Origin of the sequence: Phreatobacter sp., assembly GCF_016793595.1 — a bacterium.
Lineage (GTDB): Bacteria > Pseudomonadota > Alphaproteobacteria > Rhizobiales > Phreatobacteraceae > Phreatobacter.
In genome coordinates, this window is the sequence record NZ_JAEULY010000002.1 from 79,549 (window position 1) to 105,034 (window position 25,486).

General features: G+C 67.6%; 20 protein-coding genes. 5 read left to right on the forward strand and 15 right to left on the reverse strand.

Translation table 11 applies throughout. The features are described from left to right. Positions 1 to 94: 94 nt before the first annotated feature. From JNK84_RS01015 to JNK84_RS01045, 7 genes are all read right to left on the reverse strand, one after another. Positions 95 to 1,174 carry a threonine aldolase family protein gene (locus tag JNK84_RS01015; protein WP_293419424.1) on the reverse strand — a complete coding sequence of 360 codons (1,080 nt, stop codon included), beginning with the start codon at positions 1,172 to 1,174 and terminating at the stop codon, positions 95 to 97. Between the two features lie 52 nt (positions 1,175 to 1,226). After that, the gene (locus tag JNK84_RS01020) at positions 1,227 to 2,645 is read right to left on the reverse strand and encodes a glutamate synthase subunit beta (RefSeq protein WP_293419427.1); all 1,419 of its coding nucleotides are present in this window, start codon (positions 2,643 to 2,645) and stop codon (positions 1,227 to 1,229) included. 4 nt (positions 2,646 to 2,649) lie between these two features. Continuing rightward, entirely contained in the window at positions 2,650 to 7,383 is a 4,734-nt protein-coding gene (gltB, locus tag JNK84_RS01025) for a glutamate synthase large subunit (protein ID WP_293419430.1), read from the reverse strand. 393 nt (positions 7,384 to 7,776) lie between these two features. Further along, the gene (locus JNK84_RS01030; protein WP_293419433.1) at positions 7,777 to 9,045 is read right to left on the reverse strand and encodes an SGNH/GDSL hydrolase family protein; all 1,269 of its coding nucleotides are present in this window, start codon (positions 9,043 to 9,045) and stop codon (positions 7,777 to 7,779) included. Positions 9,046 to 9,135: 90 nt separating this feature from the next. Further along, the gene (locus tag JNK84_RS01035; RefSeq protein WP_293419436.1) at positions 9,136 to 10,341 is read right to left on the reverse strand and encodes a lytic murein transglycosylase; all 1,206 of its coding nucleotides are present in this window, start codon (positions 10,339 to 10,341) and stop codon (positions 9,136 to 9,138) included. 105 nt (positions 10,342 to 10,446) lie between these two features. Next, positions 10,447 to 11,448, reverse strand: coding sequence for a DUF808 domain-containing protein (locus JNK84_RS01040; protein ID WP_293419439.1), 1,002 nt, complete (start codon positions 11,446 to 11,448; stop codon positions 10,447 to 10,449). Between the two features lie 100 nt (positions 11,449 to 11,548). Continuing rightward, a complete protein-coding gene (locus JNK84_RS01045; protein ID WP_293419442.1) occupies positions 11,549 to 12,736 on the reverse strand; it encodes a lytic murein transglycosylase in 1,188 nt (395 codons plus the stop codon). Positions 12,737 to 12,896: 160 nt separating this feature from the next. On the opposite strand from JNK84_RS01045, the gene JNK84_RS01050 reads away from it, so the two are divergent. Beyond that, the gene (locus JNK84_RS01050) at positions 12,897 to 13,343 is read left to right on the forward strand and encodes a host attachment family protein (RefSeq protein ID WP_293419445.1); all 447 of its coding nucleotides are present in this window, start codon (positions 12,897 to 12,899) and stop codon (positions 13,341 to 13,343) included. On the opposite strand, the gene JNK84_RS01055 is transcribed toward JNK84_RS01050, so the two are convergent. Continuing rightward, entirely contained in the window at positions 13,313 to 15,139 is a 1,827-nt protein-coding gene (locus JNK84_RS01055; protein WP_293419448.1) for a GGDEF domain-containing protein, read from the reverse strand. The two genes, JNK84_RS01050 and JNK84_RS01055, sit on opposite strands and share 31 nt — an antisense overlap. 309 nt (positions 15,140 to 15,448) lie before the next feature. On the opposite strand from JNK84_RS01055, the gene gyrB reads away from it, so the two are divergent. The 3 genes from gyrB to JNK84_RS01070 all read left to right on the forward strand — a co-directional run bounded on the left by gyrB (position 15,449) and on the right by JNK84_RS01070 (position 19,352). Next, complete coding sequence (gyrB, locus tag JNK84_RS01060) at positions 15,449 to 17,875, forward strand: DNA topoisomerase (ATP-hydrolyzing) subunit B (RefSeq protein ID WP_293419451.1); 2,427 nt, start codon at positions 15,449 to 15,451, stop codon at positions 17,873 to 17,875. Positions 17,876 to 18,011: 136 nt separating this feature from the next. Continuing rightward, on the forward strand, positions 18,012 to 18,941 hold the full coding sequence (locus JNK84_RS01065; protein WP_293419454.1) for an MBL fold metallo-hydrolase: 930 nt from the start codon (positions 18,012 to 18,014) through the stop codon (positions 18,939 to 18,941). 84 nt (positions 18,942 to 19,025) lie between these two features. Next, a complete protein-coding gene (locus JNK84_RS01070; RefSeq protein WP_293419457.1) occupies positions 19,026 to 19,352 on the forward strand; it encodes an NIPSNAP family protein in 327 nt (108 codons plus the stop codon). A 53-nt stretch (positions 19,353 to 19,405) separates the two neighbouring features. Here JNK84_RS01070 and JNK84_RS01075 read toward each other — a convergent pair whose 3' ends face one another. From JNK84_RS01075 to fliK, 7 genes are all read right to left on the reverse strand, one after another. Beyond that, positions 19,406 to 19,771 (reverse strand): hypothetical protein, encoded by a 366-nt coding sequence (locus tag JNK84_RS01075; protein ID WP_293419460.1) that lies wholly within the window; start codon positions 19,769 to 19,771, stop codon positions 19,406 to 19,408. Positions 19,772 to 19,908: 137 nt separating this feature from the next. Beyond that, complete coding sequence (locus JNK84_RS01080) at positions 19,909 to 20,277, reverse strand: nitrile hydratase accessory protein (protein WP_293419463.1); 369 nt, start codon at positions 20,275 to 20,277, stop codon at positions 19,909 to 19,911. After that, on the reverse strand, positions 20,274 to 20,945 hold the full coding sequence (gene nthB / locus JNK84_RS01085; RefSeq protein ID WP_293419466.1) for a nitrile hydratase subunit beta: 672 nt from the start codon (positions 20,943 to 20,945) through the stop codon (positions 20,274 to 20,276). The genes JNK84_RS01080 and nthB overlap by 4 nt, the downstream gene beginning before the upstream one ends. Beyond that, positions 20,942 to 21,583, reverse strand: coding sequence for a nitrile hydratase subunit alpha (gene nthA, locus JNK84_RS01090; protein ID WP_293419469.1), 642 nt, complete (start codon positions 21,581 to 21,583; stop codon positions 20,942 to 20,944). The genes nthB and nthA overlap by 4 nt, the downstream gene beginning before the upstream one ends. 104 nt (positions 21,584 to 21,687) lie before the next feature. After that, positions 21,688 to 23,418, reverse strand: a complete 1,731-nt coding sequence (locus tag JNK84_RS01095; protein WP_293419471.1) for an AMP-binding protein — start codon at positions 23,416 to 23,418, stop codon at positions 21,688 to 21,690. Positions 23,419 to 23,517: 99 nt separating this feature from the next. Beyond that, positions 23,518 to 23,799 (reverse strand): EscU/YscU/HrcU family type III secretion system export apparatus switch protein, encoded by a 282-nt coding sequence (locus JNK84_RS01100; protein WP_293419474.1) that lies wholly within the window; start codon positions 23,797 to 23,799, stop codon positions 23,518 to 23,520. Further along, positions 23,796 to 25,292 carry a flagellar hook-length control protein FliK gene (fliK, locus tag JNK84_RS01105; RefSeq protein WP_293419477.1) on the reverse strand — a complete coding sequence of 499 codons (1,497 nt, stop codon included), beginning with the start codon at positions 25,290 to 25,292 and terminating at the stop codon, positions 23,796 to 23,798. Before fliK ends, JNK84_RS01100 begins: the two co-directional genes overlap by 4 nt. Before the next feature lie 50 nt (positions 25,293 to 25,342). Between fliK and JNK84_RS01110 the strand changes: the two genes are divergently transcribed. Then, positions 25,343 to 25,477: a hypothetical protein gene (locus JNK84_RS01110; protein ID WP_293419480.1), complete on the forward strand. Its 135-nt coding sequence runs from the start codon at positions 25,343 to 25,345 to the stop codon at positions 25,475 to 25,477. Positions 25,478 to 25,486: the final 9 nt, after the last annotated feature.

The following is a 25,486-nucleotide window of genomic DNA, read 5'->3' on the forward strand; positions in this document are numbered from 1 at the left end:
TCCCCAATCACCGCCCCGCGTCAGGTTTTCGGAAAGGAGAACGGCGATTTCGAGGCGGTGTGGGCAATCCGGTAACAGGCGGCCGGCTTGTGGTTCACTCCGCGGCGAGCGGACGGGCCGCCTTCGCCGCGACATCGAGGAAACGATCGATATCCTCGGTCGATGTCGCAAAGCTCGTCACGAGGCGCATCATGGTCTCGCCGGGCCTGGCGCGGTCGGCTTCGGCAAGGCCCCGGTCGGACCAGGGATAGAACACCGCGCCAGCCGCCTGCAGGGCCGCGACGATTTCTTGCCGCATGATCGGGAACAGGCCGTTGGCCTGCGGCTGGAACGGCAGACGGATGCCGGGAATGGCGGCAAGGCCGGCGGCAAGGCGACTGGCGGCGGCATTCGCATGGCGGGCGAGGTCGAGCCAGTGGCTGTCGCCGAGGAACGCTTCCATCTGGGCGCTGAGGAAGCGGTGCTTGGAGAGGAGATGCCCGCCGCGCATGCGACGGCGCACCATGTCCTCGCCCCTCGCGGGGTCGAAGTAGATGATCGCCTCGCAGGCGAGCCCGCCGCCCTTGGTCGTGCCGAAGGAGAGCACGTCGACGCCCGCCTTCCAGGTGATCTCGGCCGGCGAGCAGCCGAGCGAGGCAACGGCATTGGCGAAGCGCGCGCCGTCCATGTGGACGCCGGCGCCATGGGCCTTGGCGATGGCGGATAGCGCCTTCACCTCCTCGACCGAATAGACCAGGCCGAGTTCGGTGGACTGGGTCAGAGACAGAGCATGGACGGGCGCATTGTGCGGCACGCGCCGGCCGAGCGAGGCTATCGAGGCTTCAAGTGCCTTCGCCGTGATCTTGGCGCCGGGGCCGCGGATGCCGACCAGCTTGGCGCCGCCGGTGAAGAATTCCGGGCCGCAGCACTCGTCTTCCATGACGTGGCTCTCGTCATGGCAGAGCACGATGCCCCAGGGCGGAGTGAGCGTCGACAGGGCAAGGCCGTTCGCGGCCGTGCCGGTGATGACCATGTAGACGCCGACCTCGCGCTCAAAGAGGTCGGACAGCTGCTTCTCGACAATTCGGGTGGCGTCATCGCGGCCATAGCCGAGCCGCGCGCCGCCATTGGCGGCTGATATCGCCTGCATCACCTTGTCGGAGGCGCCGAGGCCGTTGTCGCTGGCGAAGAACATCGGAAATCTCCCTACCTCCTAGCTATCGCGGAGGCAGGGCCGATGTCATCCCTCACCGCGGCAGGGTGGTCGTGCCAACGAGGTCCTTGTCGATGGAATGCGCGGCCTGCCGGCCCTCGCGGATCGCCCAGACGACGAGGCTCTGGCCGCGGCGCATGTCGCCGGCGGCATAGACCTTGTCGATCGAGGTCCGGTAGTCGCCGGTATTGGCGAGCACGTTCTTGCGCGGGTCGAGGTTGAGCTTGAGGCTCTCGATCATGCCTTCGTAGACGGGGTTGACGAAGCCCATAGCCAGCAGGACGAGATCGGCCTTCAGCTCGAACTCGGTGCCAGGAATCGGCTGCATCTTGCCGTCCACCCGCACGCAGCGCAGGGCCTTGACCTTGCCGTTCTCGCCGGCGAACTCGGCGCTCATGACGGCGAAGTCGCGCTCGGCGCCTTCCTCGTGGGAGGACGAGGTCCGCAGCTTGAGCGGCCAGAGCGGCCAGGAGAGCGCCTTGTTCTCCTTTTCCGGCGGCCTCGGCATGATCTCGAGCTGCGTCACCGAGATCGCGCCCTGGCGAACCGACGTGCCGATGCAGTCCGAGCCGGTGTCGCCGCCGCCGATGACGATGACGTGCTTGCCGGAGGCGAGGATCGGCTCGTTGGTGCCAATCGGCTCGCCGGAGACGCGGCGGTTCTGCTGCGGCAGGAAGTCCATCGCGAAATGGATGCCGTCGAGTTCGCGGCCGGGGATCGGCAGATCGCGGCCCTGTTCCGAGCCGCCGGTGAGCAGCACGGCGTCGTGGCTGTCCACCAGCTCCCGCGCGGGGCGGGTGACGCCGATATGCTCGTTGTAGTGGAAGGTGACGCCCTCGGCCTCCATCTGGGCGATGCGCCGGTCGATCAGGCGCTTCTCCATCTTGAAGTCGGGGATGCCGTAGCGAAGCAGGCCGCCGGCCTTGGCGAACTTCTCGTAGACGTGGACGTCATGGCCCGCGCGGGCGAGCTGCTGGGCGGCGGCCATGCCGGCCGGGCCCGCGCCGACGACGGCTACCTTCTTGCCCGAGCGCGTCTTGGACGGCTCCGGCTTGACCCAGCCTTCGTTCCAGGCGCGGTCGACGATGGCGCATTCGATCGTCTTGATGGTGACCGGGATGTCCTCAATGTTCAGCGTGCAGGAGGCCTCGCAGGGAGCGGGGCAAACGCGGCCGGTGAACTCCGGGAAATTATTGGTCGAGTGCAGGTTGATCGACGCTTCCTGCCAGGCGCCGTTATAGACGAGGTCGTTCCAGTCCGGGATCTGGTTATTGACCGGGCAGCCGTTGTGGCAGAACGGAATGCCGCAATTCATGCAGCGCGAGGCCTGATCGCGCGTGCCTTCCTCGCTCAGCGGAATGACGAACTCGCGATAGTGGCGGATGCGGTCGCCGGCCGGCGCATAGCGACGGTCCTGCCGGTCGACCTCAAGAAAGCCCGTGACCTTCCCCATTTTCTTATTCTCCTGCCAGGGCGAGCGGGCGCTGCGCCTGTTCCATTTCCTGAAGCGCGCGACGGTATTCGACCGGCATCACCTTTCGGAATTTGGGCAGCATTTCCGACCAGCGGTCGAGAATGTCCTGGGCGCGCTTGGAGCCCGTGTAGCGGGCATGGTTGGCGATCAGCTGGTGCAGACGCTCGCCGTCGAAACGGCTCATGTCGCTCATCACGTCGACGCGGCCGTGGCTGTCGAGGCCGCCGGTCTGGTGATAGACGCGCGACAGGAGGTCGTCTTCCTCCGGCACCGGCTCCAGTTCGACCATCGACATGTTGCAGCGACGGGCAAAGTCGCCGGCCTCGTCGAGCACGTAGGCGATGCCGCCCGACATGCCGGCCGCGAAGTTGCGCCCGGTCTGGCCGAGGACGACGACGACACCACCGGTCATATATTCACAGCCATGGTCGCCCGTGCCCTCGACCACCGCGACGGCGCCCGAATTGCGGACCGCGAAACGCTCGCCCGCGACGCCGCGGAAGTAGCATTCGCCCTCGATGGCGCCGTAGAGCACTGTGTTGCCGACGATGATCGAGTTATCGACGTCGAGTTCCGTGGCCTCCGCTGCCGGATAGACGATGATCCTGCCGCCGGAGAGACCCTTGCCGACATAGTCGTTGGCCTCGCCCTCCAGTTCCATCGTCACGCCGCGCGCCAGCCAGGCGCCGAAGCTCTGTCCGGCCGTGCCCTTCAGCTTCACGTGAACGGCATCGTCGGTCAGGCCCTTGTTGCCGTGCTTCTCGGCAATCGCACCGGACAGCATGGCGCCGGCCGAGCGGTTGAGGCTCTGGATGCGCGTCTCGATGACGACTGGCTTGCCCTCGTCGATGGCGGGCTTCGCCTCGGCGATCAGCTTGCGGTCCAGCACCTCCTCGAGGTGGTGGTTCTGCGTCTCCGAATGGAAGATGCCGACATCCGAGGGCACTTCCGGCTTGTGGAAGAGCTTGGAGAAGTCGAGGCCCTTGGCCTTCCAGTGATCGATCGCCTCGCGGCGGTCGAGCATCTGCATCTGGCCGACCATTTCGGGCATCGACCGATAGCCCATGGAGGCCATGAGTTCGCGCACTTCCTCGGCGACGAAGAAGAAGTAGTTCACGACGTGCTCGGGCTGGCCCTTGAAGCGCTTCCTGAGCACGGGGTCCTGCGTCGCGACGCCGACAGGGCAGGTGTTGAGGTGGCACTTGCGCATCATGATGCAGCCGGCCGCGATCAGCGGCGCGGTCGCGAAGCCGAACTCGTCGGCGCCGAGCAGCGCGCCGATGACGACGTCGCGGCCGGTGCGCAGGCCGCCGTCGACCTGCACCGCGATGCGCGAGCGCAGGCGGTTCAGCACGAGGGTCTGATGGGTCTCGGCAAGACCGATCTCCCACGGCGAACCCGTATGCTTGATCGAGGTGAGCGGGGAGGCGCCCGTGCCGCCCTCGAAGCCCGAGATCGTCACATGGTCTGCGCGCGCCTTGGCGACGCCCGCCGCGACCGTGCCGACACCGACTTCCGACACCAGCTTCACCGAGATGTCGGCGCGCGGGTTGACGTTCTTCAGGTCGTAGATGAGCTGCGCCAGATCCTCGATCGAATAGATGTCGTGGTGCGGCGGCGGCGAGATGAGGCCGACGCCGGGCGTCGAATGGCGCACCTTGGCGATGACCGCATCGACCTTGTGGCCGGGCAGCTGGCCGCCCTCGCCCGGCTTGGCGCCCTGCGCCATCTTGATCTGGATCATGTCGGAGTTGATCAGATACTCCGTCGTGACGCCGAAGCGGCCGGAGGCCACCTGCTTGATCGCCGAGCGCATGGAGCGGCCGTCGGGCAGCGGCTTGAACCGCTCCGGCTCCTCGCCGCCCTCGCCGGTATTGGACTTGCCGCCGATGGAGTTCATCGCCAGCGCCAGCGTCGTGTGGGCCTCGCGGGAGATCGAGCCGAACGACATGGCGCCGGTGGCGAAGCGCCTGACGATATCCGCGGCGCTCTCGACCTCCGCGATCGGCACGGGCGAGCGCCCGACCTCCTCGGCGGTCTTGATGCGGAACAGGCCACGGATGGTCTGCAGCTTCGTCGCCTGCTCGTTGATCAGGCGCGAGAACTCGCGGTAGCGATCCTGGCTGTTGCCGCGCGCGGCGTGCTGGAGCGCCGCCACCGTGTCGGGCGACCAGACATGGTCCTCGCCGCGGATGCGGTAGGCATATTCGCCGCCGACCTCCAGCGTCGTCTTCAGCGTCGGGTCGTCGGAGAAGGCCGCCGTGTGGCGCTGCACTGTCTCCTCGGCGATTTCGGCGAGGCCGACGCCGCCGATGCGGGTGGCGGTGCCGGTGAAGAACTTCGCCACGAAATCGTCGGCAAGCCCGACCGCGTCGAAAATCTGCGCGCCGCAATAGGACTGGTAGGTGGAGATGCCCATCTTGGACATCACCTTCATGATGCCCTTGCCGATCGACTTGATGAAGCGCTTCACCACCTCATCGGCATCCACTTCGGGCGGCAATTCGCCCTTTTCGTGGATCTCCTCCATGGTCTCGAAGGCGAGATAGGGGTTGATCGCCTCCGCGCCGTAGCCGGCGAGGCAGCAGAAGTGGTGCACCTCACGCGCCTCGCCCGTCTCGACGACGAGGCCGGCGGCGGTCCTGAGGCCCTTGCGGATCAGGTGGTGGTGCACCGCGGCGGTCGCGAGCAGCGAGGGGATCGGGATGCGGTCCGGGCCGACCATGCGATCGGACAGGATGATGATGTTGTAGCGGCCATGGACGGCGGCCTCGGCGCGGTCGCAGAGGAGCTGGAGTGCCTCGGCCATGCCGGCCGCGCCCTTGGTCGCGGGATAGGTGATGTCGAGGGTCTTCGTGTCGAAGGAATCCTCGCTGTGGCCGATGCAGCGGATCTTCTCCAGATCCTCGTTGGTGAGGATCGGCTGGCGGACTTCCAGGCGCTTCCTGCGGGACGCGCCGTCGAGGTCGAACAGGTTCGGCCTGGGTCCGATGAACGAGACGAGGCTCATGACGAGCTCCTCGCGGATCGGATCGATCGGCGGGTTCGTCACCTGGGCGAAGTTCTGCTTGAAATAGGTGTAGAGCAGCTTGGACCTGGACGAGAGCGCCGAGATCGGCGTGTCCGTGCCCATGGAGCCGACCGCCTCCTGGCCGGTCATTGCCATGGGGGCGAGCAGGATCTTGGTGTCTTCCTGCGTGTAGCCGAAGGTCTGCTGCTTGTCGAGCAGCGGCACGTCCGTCCGCGAGGCGCGCGGCTCGACCGGCGGCAGGTCCTCGAGGATCAGCTGCGAGCGACCCAGCCACTCCTGATAGGGGTTGGAGGCCGAGAGCTGCGCCTTGATCTCCTCGTCGGAGATGATCCGGCCCTCCTCGAGATCGACCAGCAGCATCTTGCCGGGCTGGAGGCGCCACTTGCGGACGATCTGGTCCTCCGGCACGGGCAGCACGCCCATTTCGGACGCCATGATGATCCGCTCGTCCTTGGTGACGAACCAGCGCGCGGGCCTCAGGCCGTTGCGGTCGAGTGTCGCACCGATCTGCCGGCCGTCGGTGAAGGCGATGGCCGCCGGACCGTCCCACGGCTCCATGATCGCCGCGTGATACTCGTAGAAGGCGCGGCGCTGCTCATCCATCAGCTTGTTGCCGGCCCAGGCCTCCGGGACCAGCATCATCACCGCGTGGGCGAGCGAATAACCGCCCTGAACGAGGAATTCGAGCGCGTTGTCGAAACAGGCCGTGTCCGACTGGCCTTCATAGGAGATCGGCCAGAGCTTGGAGATATCGTTGGCGTAGAGCTCGGAATCGACGCTCGCCTGCCGCGCCGCCATCCAGTTGACGTTGCCGCGCAGCGTGTTGATCTCGCCGTTATGCGCCACCATCCGGTAGGGGTGGGCGAGCGACCAGGCCGGGAACGTGTTGGTCGAGAAGCGCTGGTGGACGAGGGCGAGGGCGCTCTCGAAGGCCGGATCGTGCAGATCGGGGAAATAGGCGCCTAACTGGTCGGCGAGGAACATGCCCTTGTAGACGATGGTCCGGCACGACAGGGACACCGGGTAGTAGCCCTTGGTGCGCGGGTCGTTCAGATCGTAGACGAGGTTGGAGATGACCTTGCGCAGGACGAACAGCCGGCGCTCGAATTCATCCTCTGACGCCACGTCAGCGCCACGACCGATGAAGATCTGCCGGTGCAGCGGCTCGGTCGGCTTGACGCTGTAGCCGAGCGAGGAATTGTCTGTCGGCACCTCGCGCCAGCCGAGAAGCGTCTGCCCCTCGTCTGATATCACCTTCTCGATGATGTCGCGGACGATGGTCTGCCCTTCCGTCTCGCGCGGGAAGAAGATGAATCCGACCGCGTAGTGGCCCGGTTCCGGCAGGTCGAAGCCGAGCTTGCCGGCTTCCTTGCGGAAGAAGGCGTCCGGCATCTGCACGAGCATACCCGCGCCGTCGCCGGCGCGCGGGTCGGCGCCCACCGCGCCGCGATGCTCAAGGTTGAGCAGGATCTGGATCGCGTCCTGAACGATCTTGTGAGACTTGCGGCCCTTCATGTCGGCAATGAAGCCGACGCCGCAGGAATCCTTCTCGTTGCGCGGGTCGTAGAGGCCCTGCGCATCGGGCAGGCCAGGGTCGACGACAGCGCGCGTGCGGTTTTTGACGCGAGCGGGCAGATTGGCTTTCGTGGCGCGATTCGTCCGCGCCTCGACCCCCGCACCCGTCATCGCACCAATCCGCTGCGTGCTCATCGTTCACCTCGTTCTGCGGCCCCCAATGGCCGCGGTTCGTGCCCTCGACACTGACACTTCGAGCCAGCTTGGGCATCGGGGTCATCCGATACCTGCCGGCCATGCGAACTCGGGGCCTTGGCGTTCCCCATGGCCCCGTTGCCGGAGCCTCATGCGATAGGGCAGCGATGCTGACCTTTCTCTTGCCGTTATTTGACAGATTTCAAACAGCGATACAAGCGGCAATGAGCGCCTTCCAATGCCAGTTTGTCATGAAAGTTGCCGGGCGCTCGAATGCCTTGGTCAAATCGGAAAGAAAGCACGGCGATCCGCGCAATTTTATGACGCGGTGCGAGCGTGGCCGGCCGGCTCGGCTGCGGCGTCCCGGCCCTATCGGCTGCCGCCCGAAGAGGCAGTCGCCGGCGGGGTGCCGGTCTCGCGGCCGTCTCGCGGCCAGCGGAAATCGTCGGCGCGGCCGACCACCGGGGGCGGCATCTCGCCCCGGACGAGGACTGACGCGGCGGTGCCCTGAAGCGAGCGCGCGGGGCTGTCGCCTGCGAGCCGCGCGGGTTGCGGCGCGGCGGGCGGCGGTTCGGTTCCCGCTACGCGCGGAATATTCGGCTGTCCGGCGAGCGGCAGGACGGGCCCCGCGAGCGGGCGCGGCGGCACGGGTAGCGGCACGCCGCCGGGGAGCGTCGCCTCCGGTGCGCGCGGTGCGGCGCCGGGATCCGCGACCGGCGGCTGGGGCTCTGCCGGCGTGATGCGGCCGAGGAGATCGCGGCGCAGGTCCTGTTCCATGAACAGCGCCAGCTTGCGCGCGCCCGCTGCCGTGAAGTGGACGCCGTCATTGGTGCGCAGCCGCCGCACCTGACCCGCGAAGTCCGGGCCGAACTGCGTATAGTTGCCGTGCTCGTCAACGAAGCCGTTCCAGACGTCGATATAGGTTACGCCGTTCTTCTGGGCGCGTTCCTTGTAGATCTCGTTGAGCTGGGCCATGTGGGCTGAGACGCGCTGGCCGCGCAGCGGCGGCACGCCGACCCAGTAGACCGGCACGCCGCGCGCCTTCATCGCCTGCATCGCGGCATCGACGCGCTGGACATAGACCTCGCGCCAGCGGTCGGTGCCGGGTTCGACATTGGCGTTGTCGATCCGCATGGCCTGCCGGTCGTTGGAACCGATCATCATCACGACGAAATCGACCTTGGCCTGCTGCGCGAGCACCTCGGGAATGGCCTTGATCCAGTCGTGGAACTCGGGCCGGGCGAGGCCGGATGACAGCCGTGACTTGTCGGTGAGGCCGAGCTCGGGAATGTCCTCGAAAGCCTCGCCAAGCCCATAGGCGAGCCATTCCGCGAGATTGTCGCCGAGCACCAGCACGAAGGTCGTCGGCGTCGTCGGCTGCTCGGAGGAGGCGGGCGCCGACGGGGTCGCGTCGTTGCCGCGCGGCGGGCGGGTCGATTCGGTCGGCCTTGCTGCCGCGCGCGGAGCGGTCGGTCGCGTGCTCTGTGGGATCGAGATGATGCGCGGCCGCTGGTCGCGGGGGGCGAAGAGATGCGGAAAGCGATCCGTGTCGAGGTTCTGCGCGCGCGCCTCGCCGGCCGGCCAGCCGGGAGCGCAGGCGAGAAGAATGATCGCGAACAGGCGCCAGACGATCGGCACGGGCGGCAACTCCGGTTCCGAAAGCCCCCCGGAACGCTCATCGCATGCTATCACGGCCCCCGCGGAGCGGCGCAAGCCCCGCTACCGGCCTCAGCCGCCCCGGCGCAATCGCTGGAGCAGCGCGGCGGTCGGGAAACCGTCGGCCGCAAGCCCGGCGCGTGCCTGAAAGCGCTGGAGAGCCTCGCGGGTGCCGGCGCCGAGCTTGCCATCGACCGTGCCGGTATAGAGCCCGACCTGCGACAGGCGCTGCTGGATCTCGATGCGCTCGTCGCGGGAGAGCGCCCGCTCCGACGTCGGCCAGCCACGGGCGAAGGTGCCGCCGCCGCGCAGCCGGTCGGCGAGGTGGCCCACCGCCATCGCGTAGTTCTCGGAGTTGTTGTATTTCATGATGACGCGGAAGTTCGGCAGCATAAGGAAGGCCGGTCCGTGCGCGCCCGCAGGCAGGAAGAGGAACGCCTGGTCGCTCTTTCGCGGGAAAGCCCTGTCGCCGATGCGGCGCACGCCGCGCGCCTCCCACTGGGCGATGGTCTGCGGCCGGTCGCGATGGGCCAGCGTCAGGTCGAGCCCCGCCGGCACGGTCACCTCGTAGCCCCAGCCTTGGCCGCGCTGCCAGCCTTCCTCGCGCAGGAGGTTGCCGGTCGACATCATGGCGTCGGGGATCGAACCCATCAGGTCGATGCGCGGGCCGCCATTGCCCGAGCGCGCCGCGCGCAGGAAGGTCGAAGGCATGAACTGAGTGTGGCCGAAGGCGCCGGCCCATGAGCCGCGGAAATGGGCCGGGGCGACATGGCCGCGCGCGATGATCTGCAGCGCTGCCAGGAACTCACCGCGAAAGAAGTCCTGCCGGCGGCCGTAGCAGGCGAGCGTCGCTGTGGCGCGCACCACCGACGTATTGCCCTTGGCGCGACCGAAGCTCGTCTCGATGCCCCAGATGGCGGCGATCACGAAACGGTCGACGCCGGTCGCGCGCTCGGCCGCCTCGAAGGCCGCGCGGTGCGCCTGCACCATGCGCCGGCCCTCGGCGACGCGATTAGCCGCGACGACGCCGTTGATATAGTCCCACGGCTGGCGTGAGAATTCCGGCTGGCGATCCAGCAGGTTCAGGATCGAGTTGTCGGGCGTCAGCCCGGCCGTCGCCTGCTCGAACACCTGGGGCAGGATGCCGCGCTGGCCCGCCTGCGCCCGCAGGCTCTGCATGCAGCCGGAAAAGCCGTCCTGGGCGGCGGCAGGCGCGCTAAAGCCGACGAGACCGGCCAGCACGAGGCCGATTGTTCCGAAATGTCCGCACCGATCCATGCCAAGCGCCTCGCCAAAGGATGGGGCCCGCCCGGGGAATGAAGGAACAGCAGCATGATGAATGAAGCGTTACGGCGGCTCAAGAGATGCGCGTGACGTCTGCCGTCAGGCCTTTGCGGCGCGGCCGGGCAGGGCGGATTTCGCCCAGGCCCAGACCGGCGCGATCACGTAGCTGACCACAGGAATGAGCAGCAGGCCGAGGGCAAGGCCGACCAGCCCCGAGGCCGCCGCCGTCACCACCCAGCTCGCAATGCCCGCGACCGGCGGCAGGGCGCGCCCCGCATTCTCCGCGGCGGCATGGATCGCGTGCTCGAACCCGGCGAGCCCGTAGCCGGCAAGGCCGTGAACGATGATGCCGCCGCCGACCCAGATCATGGCGGCGGTGCCGACGATGCCGAGCAGGCCGAGAAAGCCGGGCATGGCGCGGACCAGGCCGCGCCCGAAACCCCTCGACGCCGCGCCGATCGCGGTGTCTGCCCCGTTGCGCGCGAGCGCCACGCCGAGGTCGTCGGCCTTCACGATCAGCGCGACGCCGCCATAGACGGCAAGGGTAATGGCGGTGCCGACCACGGCCAGGACTGCGGCCTGAGTCCAGAAGCCGCCGGTGGGCACGGCCGCCAGCGTGATGGCCATGATCTCGGCGGACAGGATGAAGTCGGTCTTGATCGCGCCGGCCACCTTCTGGTCCTCCAGCGAAGCGGGATCGAGCGCGATGGAACCGATCGATGCCTCGTGCGCCTCGGCATGGTGCGGAACAGCGGCCTCGTAGACCTTCTCGGCGCCCTCGTAGCAGAGGAATGCTCCGCCGATCATCAGCAGCGGCAGGATCAGGGCGGGGGCGAGCGCCGAGAGCGCCAGCGCCGCTGGCAGGAGGATCAACAGCTTGTTGCGCAGCGACCCGCGCGCGATGCGGGCGACGATGGGCAGTTCCCGGTCCGCGGAGAAGCCCGTGACATAGCGCGGCGTGACCGCGGCGTCGTCGATCACCACGCCGGCTGCCTTGGCGCCGGCTTTTGCCGCCTGTCCCGCGACATCGTCGATGGAGGCGGCGGCGACCTTGGCGATGGCGACGACGTCGTCAAGAAGGGCGATCAGTCCGGTGCTCATGCGACACGGGATCCTGTGGTCAGGGGCTGCGGTCCTGCGGTCTGGCGGCCGCTGCGGGACTGTGCCGTCATGGCTTCTGTTGGGTCAGCGGTCCCGCGCCTCAGCCGCGCCGCAGGCGTTCGAGGAAGGCGCGATCCGCCTCGCCGGTCGGCGACATGCCGAACCGTCCCTGCATGGTGCGTACGGCCTGTTTCGACTTGTCGCCGAGGATGCCGTCGACATCGCCAAGGTCGAAGCCCAGCCGATTGAGACGCGTCTGGATCTCCTCGCGGTCGGCGTGGGTCAGGCCGCCTTCGCCGGGAGGCCAGGGCTTGGTGAAGCGGCCGCCGCCCTTGATCCGGTCGCCGAGATGAGCGACCGCGAGCGCATAGGAATCGGCATTGTTGTACCGCTTGATAACGTTGAAGTTCTGCGTCAGCAGCAGATGCGGCCCGCCTTCGCCGGCCGGCTTCCAGATCACGGCATTGGCGCCGCCCGACATCGCCCCGCGATCGGCCCTGCGCACGCCCGCCGCCGCCCAGCCGTCGATGGAGCGGCGCTGGGCGCGGTTGCCGGGAACGCCAGGCGCATGGACCTCGAAGCCCCAGGGAATGCCGGGCTGCCAGCCGTTGCGGCGCAGGTAGTTGGCGGCCGAGCCCATGGCGTCCGGGATCGAGTTCCAGATGTCGCGGCGGCCATCGCCGGTGAAATCGATCGCGAAGGCGTGGAAGCTCGTCGGCATGAACTGGACGTGGCCCATGGCGCCGGCCCAGGAGCCCAGCATGTTCTGCGGCGTGGTGTCGCCGGCCTGCAGGATGCGCAGGGCGGCGATCAGCTCGCGGCGGAAGAAGTCGGCGCGCCTGCCGGCCGCCGCCAGCGTCGCCATGGACTGGATCACATAGTGCTCGCCGCGCGAGGTGCCGTAGGAGGTCTCGTTGCCCCAGATCGAGCAGATGATCTCGCCCGGCACGCCGAAGCGGCTCTGGACCGCCGAGAAGGTTGCACCGTGCTGGCCGAAATTGGCGCGGCCGTTGGTGACGCGCTTGTTGGAGGCGCGCACGTCGACATAGTCGCCGAGCGTGCGGCGGAATTCCGGCTGACGCACCGACAGTTCGATCACCCGCGGGTTCGGCTGGATGCCGGCGAAGGCGCGGTCGAAGGTCGCCCGCGAGACGCCGGCCGCCGAGGCCGCCGGCCAGAGGCTCGCGACGAAGCCGGCGAAGGCCTGCGCTTCAGCGGGCCGGACGAAGGCCGGCGCGAGGGCTGCGGCAGCGCCGGCGAGGATGGTGCGGCGGGTGAGGGCGGTCATCGTCGATCTCCGGTCGCAGATTTGATCCAGCGCAGGGCGGAAGCCTGAGTCGCGCACAAAGATAGCGCCGTTATGGCAGCCGGGCACGCCGGTCATCCTGTCGCGGGAACAGATGCGCGCGATGGCGGGTTGGCTTCCGGTACATGCAAGGAAGGACGCCATGGACAACATCCGCATTCCCCACGACACGCTGGTCTTCGTCGGCGACGGCGCGAAAGCCCTGTTCCTGCGCAACAAGGGCGACGCACAGCTGCTCAATCTGGTGGTCGAGCGCATTTTCGAGCAGGACAACCCGCCGACCCGCGAACAGGGCACTGACCGGCCCGGCCGTTCCTTCGCCAGCGCCGGCACGCATCGCTCGGCGATGGAGCAGACGGACTGGCATCAGATCGCCGAAGAGCGCTTCGCCAGCGCCGTCGCGGAGCGCCTCTACAAGCACGCCCATGCCGGCCGGTTCGAGAAACTCGTCGTCATCGCGCCGCCCAAGGTGCTGGGAAACCTGCGGAAAGCCTTCCACAAGGAGGTCGCCGACCGCGTCTCGGCGGAAATCCCCAAGGAACTGACTTCGCACCCGGTCTACGAGATCGAGAAGCTTCTGGCCGCGTAGGTCCGCACCGTCTTGTCCGCGATCCGCCCGGTGGCCGACATATCGGCGCCGGGCGCGAGCGGGGGAGACGCGGCCTCGGTCGCGCAGACGCGGTTGCGACCGGATTGCTTGGCCAGGTAGAGGCGCCGGTCGGCGGAAGCCACCAGCTCCTCCCAGCGCGTGGCGGAGCCCGCCGGACGCACCGCGACGCCGAAGCTGCCGGTGACGGTCAGATTGGGCGCCTGGTCGATTCTCGTTTCCTCGAGCCGGCGGCGCAGGGCTTCGGAGAGGGCGAAAGCCTCGGCGATGCTGGCGTCCTGCAGCAGCACGATGAATTCCTCGCCGCCGTAGCGGGCGAAAGCGCCGCTGGCGGGGACGAGGGGGGCGAGGCAGGTGGCGATGAGGCGCAGCACGTCGTCGCCGGTCGCGTGGCCGAATGTGTCGTTGACCGTCTTGAAGTGGTCGATGTCGAACAGGATCAGGCCGATCGCGCGCGCTCGCCCGTCCGCAGGAGACAGGGCCTGCATCGCCGCATCGTTCAGGGCCCTGCGATTGAGGAGCCCGGTCAGCATATCGGTTTCGGACAGGCGGCGCAGCTGCTCGGCCATGTGCCGCTGGTCCTGTTCGAGGCGATGACGCTGGCGTTGCTGGTCCCGCAGGATATCAAGCTCGCGGAACATGTCGGCGATCTCGCCGCTTACCCTGCCAACCGGACCGGGCTCCGCCAGATTGCCGCGGGCGATGGCCGTGATCTGCTCGCGAACGGTGATCAGCGGCCTGAACAGGCCGTTGCGGAAGATCATGCCGACCATGGCGAGGACGAGGATCACGATGCCGGTCAGCAGGCCGGACAGGACGACCAGCCGGAAAGCGTGGTCGCGCATGCCATCCATCCGCGCCTGCGAAGCGGCGGCGATCAGTTCGCGCAGTTCCTCGACCGGCCGCATGCCGGGCACGTAGTTGCGGGTGAAGGTGTCGGCGGTCGGGCTGCCCGGCAGGACCATGCTTCCCGCGACGACGCGGGCGTGAGGCACCGAGATGTCGAAATAGCGCCGGTCCATCTCGGCGACCTTCGCCTCGATCGGGCCATTGGGGAAGAAGGCGTCGGCATAGTCGGCCAGAATGCGGCGCAGTTCGGCCACGCGAACCAGGGTCTGGTCGAAGCGGGGCAGGAACTGCGCGCTGCCGCCGTCACCCGCCGCCAGCATCATGACGACGTAGGATCCGAGTCTGCCGGCCTCTTCGCGCAATGTCCCGGCGGTCATGTTGAGGATGATCTCGGTCGACACCTGCGGGTTGAGGCGGATGATCTCCTGACCCAACCGGTCGCGCAGGGAGAGCACGCTGTCGGCCGCGGTGAACATCTGCTCGATCGCGCGGGTGACGTCGCGGCTCGCGCGCGCGGCCGCGGGACGCTCGGCGATCTCATCGACCATCCGCCTGCCATCCGCCAGCCGTTCATGCATTTCGCGCAGGTGCCGCTGCAAGCTGCTGGCGGTCGCAGGATCCCGCCCGACGGCCAGCTCCATTTCAGCGATGCGGCGATCGGTATCCTGGCGCTTCGCCAGTAGCGAAGCGCTCAGCGCCGCTGCGTTCACGTCGAGGCCGCCCATTGCGCTGTTGGCGGGACCTCGCTCGGCCGAGACAGCATTGGCCGCCGCCATGACCGCATGGAAGCGCGCGAGCTGCAAACTGCCCTGCTGGTAGCGCGCGTAGTCAGCAAGATCAGCGTGCAGCGACACGCCGCCGAGCGCCAGACAGGCGACCGCCGCCACGATGCCGCCGAGCCACTGGAGATGCTGAACCCGAAACTTCACTACCGTGATACCGCCAATTCAAATAACGCAGGGGCAACCTGCCATGGGGTCACTAAACAATGCTGAATGGGGGACCGGTCTGTCGAACTTCGCCCGACCGAAAGCGGCATTCCTGCCGGTCGCGACCGCCGCCGTGGCCGCCGGCCTTTCTTTCCGGGTGGTTCGGGCCTATCAGGAACCCACGCGCCCTCGCGCATGTGCGCGCGAAGGACTATATTTCCCGTTCCAGCTACACTGCCGGACCCGAATCGCGAGGCATGGGCGCTCCCCTGACAGGATCGCTCGTGCCCACTGGAGAGACCAAGGCTCATGGCCGACCCCGCCCGCAAGGATGCTCCCGAGGCCGACTATGGTGCCGACAGCATCAAGGTCCTCAAGGGCCTCGATGCCGTCCGCAAGCGCCCCGGCATGTATATCGGCGACACCGATGACGGGTCCGGCCTGCACCACATGGTCTACGAGGTGGTCGACAACGCCATCGACGAGGCGCTGGCGGGGCACGCGACCGAGGTGACGGTGACGCTGAACGCCGACGGTTCGGTGACCGTCACCGACAATGGCCGCGGCATCCCGACCGATATCCACCCGACCGAGGGCATTTCGGCGGCCGAGGTCATCATGACCCAGCTGCATGCCGGCGGTAAGTTCGACCAGAATTCCTACAAAGTGTCCGGCGGTCTCCATGGCGTCGGCGTTTCCGTCGTCAACGCGCTGTCCAAGTGGCTGAAGCTGAACATCTGGCGCGGCGACAAGGAGCATTTCGTCGAGTTCCACCACGGCGACCCGATCGCGCCGCTGGCGGAGATCGGTCCGGCCAATGGCAAGCGCGGTACGGCCGTGACCTTCCTCGCCTCGACCGACACCTTCACCATGGTGGAATACGACTTCGCCACGCTGGAACACCGGCTGCGCGAGCTCGCCTTCCTCAATTCGGGCGTGCGCATCCTTTTGACGGATCTGCGCCATGCCGAGGAGAAGCGCATCGAGCTGTTCTACGAGGGCGGCGTCGAGGCCTTCGTGCGCTATCTCGACCGTAACAAGTCGCCGCTCGTCGCCGATCCTATCGTGTTGAAATCGGAGCGCGACGGCATCTCGGTCGAAGTGGCGCTGTGGTGGAACGACTCGTATCACGAGAACGTCCTCTGCTTCACCAACAACATCCCGCAGCGTGACGGCGGCACGCACCTTGCCGGCTTCCGTGGCGCGCTCACCCGTCAGGTCACGGGCTATGCCGACGCTTCCGGCATCTCCAAGAAGGAGAAGGTGGACCTGACCGGCGACGATTGCCGCGAGGGTCTGACCGCCATCGTCTCGGTCAAAGTGCCGGACCCGAAATTCTCGTCGCAGACCAAGGACAAACTGGTCTCCTCCGAGGTCCGCCCCGTCGTCGAGAGCATCGTCAACGAGGCGCTGTCGACCTGGTTCGAGGAGCACCCGGCCGAGGCCAGGTCCATCGTCCAGAAGGTGGCCGAAGCTGCCGCTGCCCGCGAAGCCGCTCGCAAGGCACGCGAGCTTACGCGCCGCAAGACGGCGCTCGACGTCGCCTCGCTGCCCGGCAAGCTCGCGGACTGCCAGGAGCGCGATCCCGCCAAATCGGAACTGTTCATCGTCGAGGGTGACTCGGCCGGCGGCTCGGCCAAGCAGGGCCGGGACCGCGTGTTCCAGGCTGTGCTGCCGCTGCGCGGCAAGATTCTGAACGTCGAGCGCGCCCGCTTCGACAAGATGCTCTCGTCGGAGATGATCGGCACGCTGATCACCGCGCTCGGCACCGGCATCGGGCGCGAGGAGTTCAACATCGACAAGCTACGCTATCACAAGATCATCCTGATGACGGACGCCGACGTCGACGGCTCCCACATCCGGACGCTGCTACTGACCTTCTTCTTCCGGCAGATGCCGGAGATCATCGAGCGCGGCCACATCTTCATCGCCCAGCCGCCGCTGTTCAAGGTGTCGCGCGGCAAGAGCGAGACCTACATCAAGAACGAACGGGCGCTGGACGACTACCTCATCGCGGCGGGTCTCGAGGAGAGCCTCCTGACGCTCGGCAACGGTGAGATTTGCGGCGGCCAGGACCTTGCCGCCATCGTCGAGGAAGCCCGGCAGGTGAAGAACCTGATCGGCGCGGTTCATTCCCGCTACAATCCGGCCGTGGTCGAGCAGGCGGCCATCGCCGGCGCACTCAATGCGGAAGCCGCGAAGGAGCCGGCGCGCGCCAGCGAACTCGCGTCGAAGATCGCGCTCAGGCTCGACGCCATTTCCGACGAGATCGAGCGGGGCTGGGACGGTGTGTTCGACGGCGAGAAATACCTGTTCTCCCGAACGGTGCGCGGCGTGAAGGAAGTCGCGATCCTCGACGGCGCGCTGCTGTCGTCGTCGGAGGCGCGCAAGCTGGACGAATATTCCGCGCGCCTCGGTGTCGTCTATGACAGGCCCGCCGTGTTCCGCCGCAAGAGCGACGAGGTTCAGGTTCCCGGACCCGCCGCGCTGTTCGAGGCGGTGAAGGAGAAGGGCGCCAGCGGCATCAAGCTGCAACGCTACAAGGGCCTTGGCGAGATGAATGCCGAGCAGCTCTGGGAGACGACGCTGGACCGTAATGCCCGCTCGCTGCTGAAGGTCCATATCAAGGAAGTGGACGAGGCCGACGATATCTTCGTCAAGCTGATGGGCGATGTCGTGGAGCCGCGGCGCGAGTTCATCCAGGAAAACGCGCTGAGCGCGACGGTCGATGCCTGACGGGCGTTGTTCGCGGGCCGGATAGCGCTCGCCAATGCGCGGGCGGCCACGGGCCGCCCCCGTTTGTCCGGGTTGCCGGCCGGCCGGCCTGCCGCTATCGCCGTCGTGAAGCGATGACGAGAGTGGAAGACGTGCAATGGCGAGCCCCGTGACCAATGCCGGCAGCCGGGCGGCGATCCCCCGGCTCGATTTCGGGTGCGTCTCGGTCTTTCTCGGCGAGAAGAACGGCAAGTATCCCGACGGCAATCAGGTGATCGTCAGCGGCTCCGACACGCGTGCCGTATTCGATACGCCGCTCGTCGCCAACCGCATCGGTCCCGAGTTCGACAGGGCCGACATGGTTATTCTCGGCCATGTTCACGAGGACCATCTGGCGGGGCTGCATCGCCTGCCGCAGGCGAAGGTCCATGCGCCCATAGCCGATCTGGCGGCGGCGCAGAGCTGGGAGGCGCTCGGAGCGGCCTATGGCACGCGCGAGGAGCGCCTGCCGCAGATGCTGGAGAAATTCCAGCGCGACTTCTTCTACGTGCCCCGGCCCGATGCGATCGGCTATGCGGACGGTGCCAAATGGGACCTCGGGCAGGTGCGCGTCGAGGCGATCCACATGCCGGGGCACACGGCCGGCCATTCCGTGCTGCTGGTCGAATCTGAAGGCGTCGCCTTTCTCGGCGATATCGATCTCGGCGGCTTCGGCCCCTATTACGGCGATGCGACCTCCAGCCTTGCCGATTTCCGGCGCACGCTCGCTCGCGTGCCGGAGATTGTCGCGCGCGTCTGGGTGACGTTCCATCACCGCGCCGTCTATACCGATCGCGAGCGCCTGCTGACCGATCTCGCGGCCTATGCGGCCAAGCTCGAGGAGCGGGAGAAGCGGCTTGTCGAACTCCTCGCCGCCGGGCCCAAGACGCTTTCCGATCTGGTGGCGTGCCGGCTGCTCTATCCTGCCGACTATCAGGAGTTGTGGGTCGAGGATGTCGAGGAGCGGACGATCAGCCAGCACCTCGCCGAACTGGCCGCCGCCGGCCGCGTGCAAGTGGACGAGACAGGTCTCTACCGGCTGGGTTGAGTGCCGCGCCTGTCGCCTTTCGGGCGGCGACGCGCCATGATCCACCGCGCTGCCGCATCGTAGGCAGCGGGGGAAACTCGTTCGATGATCTATGAACTGCGCATCTATAATTGTCTGCCCGGGCGGCTGCCGAAGCTGCTGGAGCGGTTCCAGAACCACACGTTGAAGATCTGGGACAAGCATGGCATCCGCCAGGCCGGTTTCTGGACGACGGCGATCGGCCCGTCCAGCAATGACCTGACCTATCTCGTCGCCTGGAATTCCATGGCCGAGCGCGAGGCGAAATGGACGGCATTCCAGGCCGATCCCGACTGGCTCAAGGCGCGCGGCGAGAGTGAGGCCGACGGGCCGATCATCGCCAATATCGCGAGTTCGTTTCTGGCGCCGACGGCTTTCTCGGCGGTGAAATAGGTGAATCGGGCGGGCTTCAGGCCCGCCCGTTCGTCGGCATCACCGATCAGGCTTCACTCGGTGGTGAAGCGGGTCGAGCCGGCCGAGCGGTTGTAGAAGATCGTCACGCGCGACACCTGGCAGAGATTGACGCCACGAAACTCGGCGGTCTCGGCATCGTCGTAGACCACCTTGATGTCGAAGGAGCAGGCGTCGGCGCCGCGCGGGAAGGTCACGTTGAGAACCTGACCGTCCTCGAGGCTGTCGTCACCCATCAGGTCGTTGCCCCAGGTGTTCTGCGAGGCGGCGCTCACATAGACCTCGTCGATGGTGTAGCCGGTGCGGTTGACCAGCTGGAAGTCCTGCTGGGACTGGGCATTGGCATTGCCGGACGCCAGAAGGGTCACTGCCGCGAAAGCAGCAAAAAGAAAAGCGCGCATGGAGGTGGTCTCAGGGTCGATCCGCAGGCGGCGGCTGTCTGGTAAGCGGATCGGAAGAAGGTGATCGCCGTGCCGTGAGCGGACCTTCCACACAGGTCCGCCGCTGCGTCAATCGATCGTCCCGCTCCGCCGATGGCCTAGGCCGTCTGGCCGGGTCGGGGCGCCAGCTGAATCGGCTGCCCGTGGGGCGTCGCCTCGGCGGCGGCGTGCCATGCATCGGCTGTCGCGTCGATCACTGGCGCGGTGGTGACGCCCTTCGCGATGACAAGCTGCTCCAGCGCGTTCAGCCAGTGCGTGTAGTAGGTTTCGCCGGTGTCGGGGTCGCCGGCCGCCTGCGCTGCCCGGATCGTGGCGGAGAGCGTCTCGGCCCATTCCCCCCATGTGAACAGGCCCCTGCCGTTCAGGGTGACTGCGAGGGCGAAAGCATGGGCCTCCCATGGCTCGCGGAAGACCGGGCCCTCGGCATCGCAGGGAATGTGGGGCAGGGCGGCGATGTCGGGCGTCATGCTGGCATCAGATAGCTGTCCCAAGCATCGACCGACACGGAAACGGACGGATCCGCCTCCGGTCCGAACAGATCATGGGCGGAAAAGCGCACGGTATAGAGCCATTGCGGCGCCTCGCCGGTGCCAGCCGCGCTGGAATCGGCGAAGACGTGGGCGCCATGGGTGAGGACGACCGTGCCGGTCTTGCCGCGCACATAGCGCGGCAGGCGGGTGTGGCCGGCCTGCTCGGGCATGTCGATGGTGCGAACGCGGTCGCCGACATGGAAGCGCTGGACTTCGCCGGTTTCACGTCCGGTCGGGCCGCCGCGTGCGAGCGTGGCGGGGACATTCTCGGCCAGCAGTTTCCGGGGCAGGGGCTTCGGCGGATCGACCGCGTGGCCTGCGGCCGTGTCCGCCTCGGTCACCAGGCCACGATCGGCAAGCAGGCGTTCCATGCCGCCGGTCCACACCTCGTAATAGCTCATGCCGAGATAACCCGGCTGCTGCTCTCGCGCGGCGCGCGACTGGTCGATGGTCCAGGCGCCGGTGGCCCCCATGGCGAGCGTCAGGGCGAGGGCGCGCTTCTCCCAGTCGGCATGGAACCACGGCTCATTCGGCTCCGGCTCGACATTGCCAAGGCCGAGCCGGCCGCCGAGGTCGGCATGATTGACGTAGGGCGCGCCGCTCATGCCGTGGCTTCCGGGGTGCTGGCGAGGCCGGTTCCGATCATGGAGTCGCGGGTGACGAGGGTCGCGAGGCGCGCCTCGTCCCAGCCCTCCGTTCCAGCCGGTCTCTCGGGCAGGACGAGGTAGCGGACCTCCGCGGTGGAATCCCAGACCTTGATCTCCTTGCCCGCTGGCAAGGTCACGCCGAAATCCGCCAGCACGCCGCGCGGGTCGCGCACGGCCTTGGCGCGGTAGGGCGCGGACTTGTACCAGACCGGCGGCAGACCCAGCACCGGCCACGGGTAGCAGGAGCAGAGGGTGCAGACGACCATGTTGTGGGTGCCAGGCGTGTTCTCCACCGCCACCATGTGCTCGCCCTGTCGCCCGACATAGCCGAGCTCGCCGATGGCGCTGGTCGCATCCTTCAGCAACCGGGCGTGATAGGCGGGATCGGCCCAGGCCTTCGCTACAACGCGCGCGCCGTTATGCGGGCCGACCTTGGTCTCGTAGGTCTCGATCAGAACGTCGAGGGCCGCGGGATCGACATAGCCCTTCTCGACCAGAATGGTCTCGAGCGCGCGGACGCGTGCGTCCATGGGCGAGAGTTCGCTGTGGTCGTGATCGTGATGATGATCGTGGTCGTGATGATGGTCGTCATGCATGGCGGCGCTCCGCGAGGGCCCTTGAGGCTAGCGCGAAGCGCCGACATGAGGAAGCCGGCCGACGAATGGCTGGGGCCGCTTCGGTGAGCAGCCTCAGCGCGGTCTCAGCGCGCGGTCTTGGCCAGTTCCTCGGCACGCAGATCCTTGCGCAGGATCTTGCCGACATTCGACTTCGGCAGCTCGGCCCGGAACTCGACGGTCTTCGGCACCTTGTAGGCGGTGAGCTGCTCGCGGGCGAAGGTACGAATGTCGTCGCTCGAGACCTCGCTTCCCGGCTTGCACACGACAAAGGCCTTGACCGCCTCGCCCGACGCGCCGTCCGGCACGCCGATGACGGCGACTTCCAGCACCGCGGGATGCTTGGCCAGCGCGTCTTCGACCTCGTTGGGGAAGACGTTGAAGCCGGAGACCAGCACCATGTCCTTCTTACGGTCGACAATGCGGAAGAAGCCATCCTCATCCTGCGTGGCGACGTCGCCGGTATAGAGCCAGCCGTCGCGGATGGTCTTGGCGGTTTCCTCGGGCTTCTTCCAGTAGCCGGCCATGATCTGCGGCCCGCGCGCCACCAGTTCGCCTGGCTGGCCGAGCGCCACTTCCTTGCCCTCGTCGTCGACGCATCTGATGTCGGTCGAAGGCACGGGAATGCCGATGGTGCCCTCGCGGACATTGCCGAAAGGATTGAACGACAGGACCGGCGAGGATTCGGTCAGGCCGTAGCCCTCGATCACCGGCGTCCTAGTCACTTCCTGCCAGCGCTTGGCGACCGCCTCCTGCAGCGCCATGCCGCCGGCCGAGGAGGTCTTCAGCGTCTTTGGCGGGTTGTCGCGGAACCACGGCTCGTTGTTGAGGCCGTTGAACAGCGTGTTGACGCCGGTCAGCGTGGTGATCGGGAATTTCTCGAAGGCCTTCTGGAGATTGGTCAGCGGCCGCGGATTGGGGATCAGGATGTTGTGCGCGCCGAGATACCAGAAGCCCAGCATGTTCACCGTGAAGGCGAAGATATGATAGAGCGGCAGCGCGGTGAGGATCGTTTCCTTGCCCTTCTCGAGGTTGGAAGCGACCATTTCCAGCGACTGCGCCATGTTCATGAGCAGATTGCCATGGGTCAGCATGGCGCCCTTGGAAACGCCGGTCGTGCCGCCGGTGTACTGTAGCACCGCCAGCGTATCGAGGCCGGCACCCTCAGTGTAGGCGGCGATATTGGCGCTGCCCTTGGCGGCGGAGCCCGCCGCGAGCGCTGCCTGGAACGTCGTGTGCGGCACGGTGACCGGCTTCACCGACTTGTCCTTGTATTTCTGCACGAGCCCGACCAGCGTGCCTTGCAGCCAGGGCATGAACTCGGTGATCCGGGTGACAACCACGTTCGGCACCCTGTGGATGGCGAAGGCGGCCGGCAGGTTGGCGGCGAACATGTCGATGACGACAACAAGGTCCGGCTCGCCGTCGGCGAAGACCTTGCCCATCTCCTCTGCGGTGTAGAGCGGGTTGATGTTGATCAGCACGCAGCCGGCCTTGAACACGCCGTAGGCGACGATCGGGAAGGCGAGCGCGTTCGGCGTCTGCAGGGCGACGCGCGCGCCCGGCTTCAGCTTCAGAACCTCGCGCAGATAGACGGCGAAGGCATCGGACCAGCGGTCGATCTCGGCATAGGTCAGCGTCCCGCCCATGCCGTTCGGCAGACAGAGCGTGAAGGCCGGCTTGTCGGCATAGGTCCGAGCCACCGAGCGCACCATGGCGGCAAGGTTGGGATGCGGCGCCTCATCGATCGTATGGCGCACGCCGACCGGATAGAATTTTGTCCAGGGCCGGCTCGGCGTTTCAGTCATGCTGGTCATGCGCTCCTCCCGAATGTTTTGCCTACTGAGCCCGATTAGTCGGGTCTCGGCAAGCGGGCTGCGGCCAAATGCGGCGCTTTGTGCAGTGCGTTGGGAGATTCAGCGCAGTTTTCCGGCCGCGCGCAGCACGAAGCCGATCACCTCGGCCACCGCGCGGTAGAGTTCCTCCGGGATTTCCTGATCGACCTCGACGCCGGACAGGGCTTCCGCCAGCAGGGGATTGCCCTCGATGGCGACGCCGTGCTCCTTCGCCGTCGTGATGATCTTCTCGGCGATCGCGCCGCGACCGGTGGCCGTGACACGGGGCGCCGCGTCCTTGCCGATCTCGTATTCCAGCGCGACGGCGACGACAGGCTTCGGAGCAGGGGCGTCGTCGGTCATGACAGGCGGTCCAGCCGTGGCGGGCGTGGGGCTGTCGCCTCGCGCGGAACGGCGGGCCTGCCGGCGGCAATGGTGAGCTGGTCGATGGTGAAGGCCGAGGCCTCCAGCGCCTCCGACAGGTTGTTGCGGGCCGCGTCGAGCTGCGCAGCGATGCCGTCGCGCTCAGCCCAGAGCTGGATGCCCACATGGCCGTCGCGCCAGCGCACCGCAGCGTGGATGGGGCCGAGCGGTTCGGCCTCCATCGAGAACCGCATGGTCCAGTCCTGCCGGCCGGCGCCGGCCGAGGCACCCTGCGTCTCGGCATCGCGCTCGCGAACGATCTGGAATTGCAGCATGGCCGTTTCGGCGCCGATGCGCAGCGGCACCTCGACCAGCGTTTGAACGGGCACGTCCGGCCTGCCGATCTCGCGGGAATCGGGCAGTGAAGCGGCTTGCAGCAATGTCAGGCGGGCCAGTGCCGCCTCGGTCCGCTCGGTGAGCACACGGACCGTCTCGGCGGCGGAGGCGTCCGGGCCGAGGCTCGGTTGCGCGGGAAGCTGGCCATGGGGCAGCGCGCCGCGTAGGGGCGGGCGCTCGTGGGTTGCCGCCTTCGCGCCGATATCCGCCGGCTCACCGCCGAGCGTTGCCGACCAGTCCTGAAGCGCCGCGCGCAGCTGGCCGAGGGCGGCCTTGAGGTCGGCAGGGACTGATGCGCCCGGCGGCAAGGCGGCGAGCTGCGCCTCCAGGCAGGTTCCGGACCTGGCGATGGCCTGTGCCAGCGTCTGCGGCGCGGCGGCCGCCTCCGCCGGTAGGCGGAAGCCGAGCACCTGCGCCATGGCGCGCGCAACCGCTTCCGGCATGACGCGCGCCGCTGCCGGGGTGCCGCCATTGGCGACGGCCGAGAGATCGGCGAAGAGCGGGCTCAGGCTCTCCTGCCGCCCCGCGGCGCTGCGCACGGCTTCGGCAAGCGCCTCGCGCGGGGTTGCCGGCGCTGCGCGGCCGGCGGCATTGGCCTCGGCGAGGCGCGAAGCTTCCTGCGAGCCGCGTACGGCGAGGGCGACCTGCGCGCCATCGCCGGGACCGGTCGTGGCGCCCGGTGTGACAAGGCCGCGCGCCACCAGATCGACCAGTGCCGCGGCGACGGCATTGGTCGCCGGGATCGGCGTTGCGAGGCCGGGAGCGGCAATCGGCAGGGCGCCGCCCAACGGTGCAGGCGGTGCGGCAGGTGCTGCGCGCGGCGCGGCGGGATTGTCGGCGAGAAGCAGACGCATGGCCTGGCCCTGCCGCTCGACGGTCATGGTCAGGACCGCGCCGACCGGCAGCGGCTGGGGCGTTTTCACCTCCAGCGCCTGGCCGGCGACGGTCAGCCGCGCGAGCCCGTCGCCGAGCATGGCTGCGACACGCGCCTGAATGGTCTCGCCGGGCTTCAGCCCGAGCGCCTCGACGAGCGCGCGCATCTGCTGCGTCTCGACGGGCGCGGTCGCCACGACAGGCTGGATACGCTCGATACTCACCTCGATCACCTCGTGAAAGGGAGGCACTGCGGGAGCTTGGCGGAGAAATCATGACCGATTCGGCAACGGCGATCTTGACTCGTCGGCGATTGCTTCCCGAAATCCGCATCAAGGCCACTTTCCAGTCAGCTTGCGGCGCGGGGAAGGCGGCCATCGCCGCCGGGAACGGCAGGCATCAGGAGTGAGGGCGGGTT